Source organism: Mycobacterium sp., from assembly GCF_040509115.1.
Lineage (GTDB): Bacteria > Actinomycetota > Actinomycetes > Mycobacteriales > Mycobacteriaceae > Mycobacterium.
In genome coordinates this window covers 1-6,238 of sequence record NZ_JBEVLO010000378.1, presented here as the reverse complement: position 1 = coordinate 6,238, position 6,238 = coordinate 1, and the positions used below count along the sequence as shown (strand labels likewise).

The 6,238-nt window shown below is 65.8% G+C and carries 8 protein-coding genes; all 8 read right to left on the bottom strand.

From position 1 onward, the window contains the following. A partial coding sequence (locus tag ABW137_RS26225; protein ID WP_526404390.1) for an IclR family transcriptional regulator occupies nt 1-749 on the bottom strand: 749 nt, incomplete at its 3' end. A 197-nt stretch (nt 750-946) separates the two neighbouring features. Beyond that, nucleotides 947-1,171 carry a hypothetical protein gene (locus tag ABW137_RS26220; protein ID WP_526404389.1) on the bottom strand — a complete coding sequence of 75 codons (225 nt, stop codon included), beginning with the start codon at nt 1,169-1,171 and terminating at the stop codon, nt 947-949. 149 nt (nt 1,172-1,320) lie between these two features. Continuing rightward, nucleotides 1,321-2,088 (bottom strand): SDR family NAD(P)-dependent oxidoreductase, encoded by a 768-nt coding sequence (locus tag ABW137_RS26215; protein WP_526404388.1) that lies wholly within the window; start codon nt 2,086-2,088, stop codon nt 1,321-1,323. Beyond that, complete coding sequence (locus ABW137_RS26210) at nt 2,085-2,909, bottom strand: SDR family NAD(P)-dependent oxidoreductase (protein ID WP_526404387.1); 825 nt, start codon at nt 2,907-2,909, stop codon at nt 2,085-2,087. The genes ABW137_RS26215 and ABW137_RS26210 overlap by 4 nt, the downstream gene beginning before the upstream one ends. After that, on the bottom strand, nt 2,906-3,721 hold the full coding sequence (locus ABW137_RS26205) for a fumarylacetoacetate hydrolase family protein (RefSeq protein WP_526404386.1): 816 nt from the start codon (nt 3,719-3,721) through the stop codon (nt 2,906-2,908). The genes ABW137_RS26210 and ABW137_RS26205 overlap by 4 nt, the downstream gene beginning before the upstream one ends. A gap of 81 nt (nt 3,722-3,802) precedes the next feature. Next, nucleotides 3,803-5,011 carry an enolase C-terminal domain-like protein gene (locus ABW137_RS26200; protein WP_526404385.1) on the bottom strand — a complete coding sequence of 403 codons (1,209 nt, stop codon included), beginning with the start codon at nt 5,009-5,011 and terminating at the stop codon, nt 3,803-3,805. Between the two features lie 40 nt (nt 5,012-5,051). Then, nucleotides 5,052-5,987: an SMP-30/gluconolactonase/LRE family protein gene (locus ABW137_RS26195; protein ID WP_526404384.1), complete on the bottom strand. Its 936-nt coding sequence runs from the start codon at nt 5,985-5,987 to the stop codon at nt 5,052-5,054. Further along, on the bottom strand, nt 5,984-6,238 hold a 255-nt coding region (locus ABW137_RS26190), incomplete at its 5' end, for an RraA family protein (protein ID WP_526404383.1). The genes ABW137_RS26190 and ABW137_RS26195, both read right to left, overlap by 4 nt.

Sequence of the window (6,238 nt, the reverse complement as noted above, 5' to 3'; positions counted from 1 at the left end):
ACCGAGATCTGGTCGCACCACCGTCTCAACGATTGGCCGAACTCGTCACGCATCGCATCGGTCAACCGCCCGGCCACCGAACAGACCGACATGGCGGCCACGGGACGCCCGTCCCGGCCGACGATGGGAGCGCCGAGACAGATCCCGCTGAGTTCCGATTCTTCTTCGTCATACGTCCACCCCCGTACGTTCGCTTCGTCGATGTCGCGAGTCAGGTCAGCGAACTTCCGGAGCGTGTTGGGAGTGAACTCTGGATATGGTTCTGGCGGAAGGAATCTGGCCCAGTCCCGTGGATCCAGCGTTGAAAGGACTGCCTTACCGGCCGCGGTGGAGTGCATCTGCACCCGCTCACCGATCGTGGTCGTATGACGGAGCGCGTGGGCGCCGTCGAACGACGCCGCCCATACCATCCGGTTACGTTGCAGCACAGCAAGATTGACAGTTTCTCCGCTAAGCTTGCGAAGGTCCGCCATCGCCGGTGCCGCGAGCTGCATGATGGACGCGGAGTCGAACCCGGTGGCCAACTCGGCCGACGCGGGTCCAAGCCGCCAGGAACGGTCTTCTAGAACGTGCTCGACGTAGCCGCGAGTCTCCAACGTGCTCATGATCCGGTGGGCTGTTGCCCGGGAGACACCCAGGTCAGACATCAGCTCGCCGATTCTGGATTCACCCCTCATCGCGAGCATCTCGAGAACATCGAGACCGCGGTTCAGCGCATCCGACACGTGCGCTACCTCCTTGTCCGACACCGATGGACGGTTCCGATCGCCCTCCCAAAGCTACACCGATCGGTTAACGGGTTTGTGTGTCCAGAGCCTCCACAATATGCCGGTGGCGCCTTCCAGTACTGCGCGTCATGCCGAGTTCGCAACGCGGTTCGTCGACACGTACGCAATGGCGATTCGTTGACGGACCTGCTCGGATAACGGCTGGCACGCCGACCCGGTCATCTCGGGGTGCAATAGTCCACGATCGCCCGCGAATGCGCGACGCCCGCAGGCGGTGGGGAGCGCACCTCGTCGGCGACCACCTCGGCAAGGGCGAGTAAGTACGCATTGAGCCCGAGCCTGGTCGACGAGCAGGAGTCGACGATCTGTGGATCGGCGGTGCCGAAGGTACGCGTCGCACGGTGCTCAACGCGATCGACGCCGCGCGGGTGACCGTCGCCCACCTCTTCGCCGCGCGTCCCAGAGTGTGCGGTCGACCGGCTTGCCGCTCTCCGCGCAAACGCTTGACACTCCGTCCTCGGCGAATTCGCCGGGCGGGTTCGGGCCGAACTTGCGGCCGAAGTTTGTGAGCCGCCGCGGACACTGCAGCCATTCAATACACCCGGGCCAGCAGGCCGCCGTCGACGACGATGTCGGTGCCGCTGATGTAGCTCGACTCGTCGGAAGCCAGGAACAGTGCGGCGTTGGCGACGTCGCGGGGGTCGGCGAAGCGGCGCATCGGATAGCGGTCGGTGACTTCGGCCCGAGCGGCGACGGGATCGTCCTGGAACGCGAAGAACTCGGCGACCATGGGGGTTTCGACGTCACCGGGACAGATGGTGTTGACGCGAATCGCGTCGGGCCCGTGGGCGGTGGCGAGCGATCGGCACAGCGCGCGAAGGCCGCCCTTCATCGCCCCGTAGGCGGGCAGATCGGCGTCGCCAACCAAGCCGAGCACCGATGCGGTGATGATCAAGGAGCCGCCGCCGCGTTGCCGCATCGTCGGGATCGCCGCGCGCAGACCGCATGCCGCGCCATAGAGATTCGTCTCGAACTGTCGGGTCCACTCGTCGCGGGTGGAGGTCTCGAGTCGGCCCATCACCTGGACCGCGGCGTTGGCGTGGAACACGTCCAGCGCACCGAAGTCGCGCAGGGCGGTGTCCACCAGGAGTGCGTTGCCCTGCTCGGTCGACACGTCGGCGACGACTCCGATGATCGACCCGCCGCCTGCAATCTCCCCGTCGGTGAGCTCGTCGAGGAGGGCCTCGTTGGTGTCTGCCGCCACCACGGCGCAGCCCTCTTCGGCGAATCTGCGACAGACGGCCGCACCGATACCGCCGCCCGCACCGGTCACGACGGCCACCTTGCCTGTCAGCCTCACGAATCCTCCTGTGTTGTAGTGTGATTCGAGCCCACTGGGGATACCCGAAGGGACGACATACCGCCGTCGACTGCAAGGATCGTGCCCGTGGTGGAGCCGGAATTCGGGCTGGCCAGATAGCAGATCGACCAGGCGACCTCCGCAGCGGTGACGAGTCGGCCCATCGGTTGACGGTTGCGCAGTGCTACGGCGGCAGCGCCGCTGTCGGGGGCCTGGTCCAGCAATCGGCCGACCCACGGCGTGTCGGCGGTGCCAGGGCTGACCGCGTTGACGCGGATGCCAGCCTGCAGGTGGTCGGCTGCCATGGCCAGGGTAAGCGCGCGGACGGCGCCCTTCGTCGTGGCATAGAGGGCGCGCTGGGGCACTCCGATGTCGGCCACCACCGAGCAGGTGTTGACGATCGCCGCTGCCCGTGAGGTGATGAGGTGCGGCAGGGCGGCGCGTGCGACACGCACCATCCCAACGACGTTCACGTCCATGACTCGCATCCACGTGGCATCGTCGTTGGTCGCGATGTCACCGACCGCACCGATTCCCGCGTTGTTCACGATGATGTCGATACCGCCGAGGGTGTCTGCGACCACGGCAACGGCGGCGTCCACGGAATCGGCATCGGCGACGTCGCAGGGCACGCCGAGCGTGGCACCGTCCTCGATCCCGCGGAATGACACGTCTAGGGCCGCGACTCTGGCGCCGCGCCGGGCCAATTGCTCGACCGTGGCGGCGCCGATGCCGCTGGCCCCACCCGTCACGATCGCGGTGAGCCCCTCGAAGTCTTGGTCTGCTGGACGTCTTCCCGTCCCGACGTCGTGCCGAATCACTGTGACGCTCTGACGAGCTGACGCTGACGGCCGAGTCCCTCGATGCACAGGTCCATCACGTCGCCCTCCCGGAGCCATATCGGTGGGTCATAACCCATGCCGACGCCGGGTGGTGTGCCGGTGTTGATGAGGTCGCCCGGCTCCAGGACCATGAACTGGCTCAGGTAGTGGACGATAAAGTAGGGATCGAAGATCATCGTCGAGGTGGAACCGTCCTGGCGCCGTTGCCCATTGACGTCGAGAGTCATGGCCAGACGCATCACGTCGTCGACCTCGTCTGCGGTGACCAGCCATGGTCCGGCCGGGTTGAACGTCTCGCAGGACTTGCCCTTCGTCCACTGACCGGAGCGTTCGAGCTGAAACGCTCTCTCGCTGACGTCGTTGACGGCGACATAACCGGCGATGTGATCCCGGGCAGCGGTCGGCGAGTCGAGGTACCTGGCCCGCCGGCCGATCACGACGCCGAGCTCCACTTCCCAGTCGGTCTTGGTGGCGCCTCGGGGCAGCAGGACGTCGTCATTGGGCCCAACCAACGTGTTGGGTGACTTGGTGAAGACGATTGGCTCCTGCGGCACGGCCTGACCGGTTTCGGCGGCGTGGTCACTGAAGTTCAGCCCGATGCACAGAATCTGGTGCGGGCGGGCCAGCGGCGCACCGATGCGCTCCTCGCCGGTGAAGGAGTGAACCTCTCCGGCGTCGATTCGCCTGCGCACGACGTCGGCAAGCTCGCCCATTCCGCTAGCGAAGAACGCGCCGTCGAAGTCGGCGAGAACGTCGGACACGTCCACATAGGTGTAGTCGTCTACCTGCACGGCAGGCTGCTCATTCCCGACCGGGCCAATCCTCATGAGGCGCATCGGTGTTGTTTCCTTCCTTGGGTCTGCCGGTGTCGATCAGAACTTGGGGAACTTCGCTCGGAAACTGGTCTGCGCGGAATCCTGGAATTCGCTGACCTCGCCGACCTTTCGGTGGTGCGCGGCATAGAACGCCAGCTTGTCCTGGTCGATCTCCACGCCCAGACCGGGTCCGCTGGGCACTCGAACGCATCCGTTCTGGAATTCGAACGGCGTCGTGATGATGTCGTCGGCCTGTTCGAGCAGGTGGGTGTCGATCGAGTGGCTGATCATGGTCTCGGCGGCGGCCACGTGGATGGCTGCTGCCGAGGAGATCCCGAGTTCACGGTCACTGTGCAGGCTCATGCCGATGTTGAACGTTTCGCAGATCTTGGCCAGTTGAAGTACCGAGCTGACGCCGCCCCAGAAGTGGATGTCGCCGAGGATGATGTCAACGGCCTTGCTGCGCACACTGAGTGGCAGTTGCTCGAAGGTGACCACCGCCATGTTGGTCGCCAGCGGAACTGGCGTGCGCTCGCGCACCCGGGCCATGCCCTCGATGCCCCAGGTCGGGTCCTCGCAGAATTCGAGGTCGCAGTCGGCGAGTCGGTTGAGCACGCGGATGCTGGTCTCCACGGACCACACGGCATTGGGATCGATGCGGATGTTGCGCAACCGTCCCTGAAGCTGCGAGCGCATCAGTTCGACCGACCGGATCTCCTCGGCAGGCTCCAGGACGCCCGTCTTGAACTTGATGTCGCGGAAGCCGTAGGTGTCGAAGAGTTCGACGGCATGCTCGACCGCATTCTCGGCCTTGTCACCCGTGCCGACCGAGCCGTCCGCGTCGTAGCGGTAGAAGACGTAGGCAGCGAATTCGACGTTCTCCGAACCGATTCCGCCCCAGAGATCACCACAGCGCTTGCCGGTGGCCTTACCGATCAGGTCCCAGCACGCCATCTCGACGGCGGCACCGGCGAGCTTCGCCGCTCCGACCAGCGCGAGCTGTTCGCTCGTCATCCGGAACACGGAGAACCGCCGCGTGATCCGCCAGACCTCCAGGGGATCCACGCCGATGTAGAGGTCTCGGTTGAGCGCCAGGGCCTGTACTACCTCGTCACCGCCGCGGGTCTCGCCGATGCCGACCAGTCCCTCGTCGGTGATGAGTTCGACGATGGTTCGGGTGGTGGTGGTTTCCACGCCGAATGACCACCGCAAGGGGCGCTTGAGCGGCACCGTCACTGCGGTGGCGCGGATGTCGACGATCTTCATGGGGTTCCTTCCGGGGATGTCGGGGGCTTTCGGTTGGTGCTCATCGGGATTGCGGTGGTCGGGTGGAGCCGTCGAACCGCGACAGGGGCAGTCCGGATACGGGGAGCCGGCAATGGAACACTCCCCCCGCACCGGTCTCGGAGGCGAGTTCGTCGACGCCGAGGTCCCAGCGTGCAGTGGTGATGAAGAGGTCGCACAGGTCGCGTCCCCCGAACGTGCAGCTGGTCACGTATCTGGCGGGAACGACTATCTCCTCACGGGACTCGCCCGTGGGCGTGTACCTGATGACTCGGCCGCCGCCCCAGATCGCGATCCAGAGGAAGCCGTCGGCGTCGACCGTGAGTCCGTCGGGCATGCCGAGTTGGGGATCGACGCGGAATGCGCCGCGACGCTCGCCCAGATCACCCGTTTCCGGTACGTAGTCGTAGACGGACACCGAATGTTCCAGCGTGTCAACGTGATAGAAGGAGCGACCATCGGGGCTCCAGCCCATCCCGTTCGACATGCCGAGGCCGCGGCGCAGGGTGCGGACCCGGCCACCCCCGCTGAGCTGATACAGGTTGCCGGGCCTGGCGCCTGCCTTCCACGGCGTCGATCCGCAGAGCAGCCGACCCGCGGGATCACAGACGCCATCGTTCATCCGCATCACCGACCAGTCTTCGGGCAGGTCGACGGTGCATTGCTGAGAGCCCGCCTCGTCAATCCAGGTGAAGCCGCCAGTCCCGGCGGTGATCATTCCCCCGTCGCTGCGGGGCACGGCCACTCCCGTCGCACGCCCGAGCGCGGTGGATGCGGCGTGGCGGTCGGGTGCCCACCGCCACAACAAGCCTGCCTCGAGGTCGACCCACACCAACTCGCCGCCGCGCCGGTCGTCCCACCGGGGGCTTTCGGCCAGGTGGCATTGACTGTCCACCCAGAGATGCGCGGTATACGTGGCCGACCCGGTGCCGGGGTTGGTCGTGGGGTGAGTGCTCACAGCACTTTGTAGGTGCGAAACGCGTCGGTGACGGCCATGCCGTCGGCGACTGCCTTACGGAAGTCGTTCTCGCCGAGTCGCTTCTCGTCGACGAGCGCGAGGACATCACCTTCCAGCTGTGCGGGGATGACACACACACCGTCGGCGTCGCCGACGATGACGTCGCCGGGATTGATGACGACCCCGTCGATCGTGACCGGCACGTTCTCCTCGATCACGTCGACGCGGCCCTTGCTGTCGTACGGCGTCGC

Excerpts from the sequence above, each read along its gene's own strand:
- ABW137_RS26200 (WP_526404385.1), bottom strand. The coding sequence starts at position 5,011 with ATGAAGATCGTCGACATCCGCGCCACCGCAGTGACGGTGCCGCTCAAG.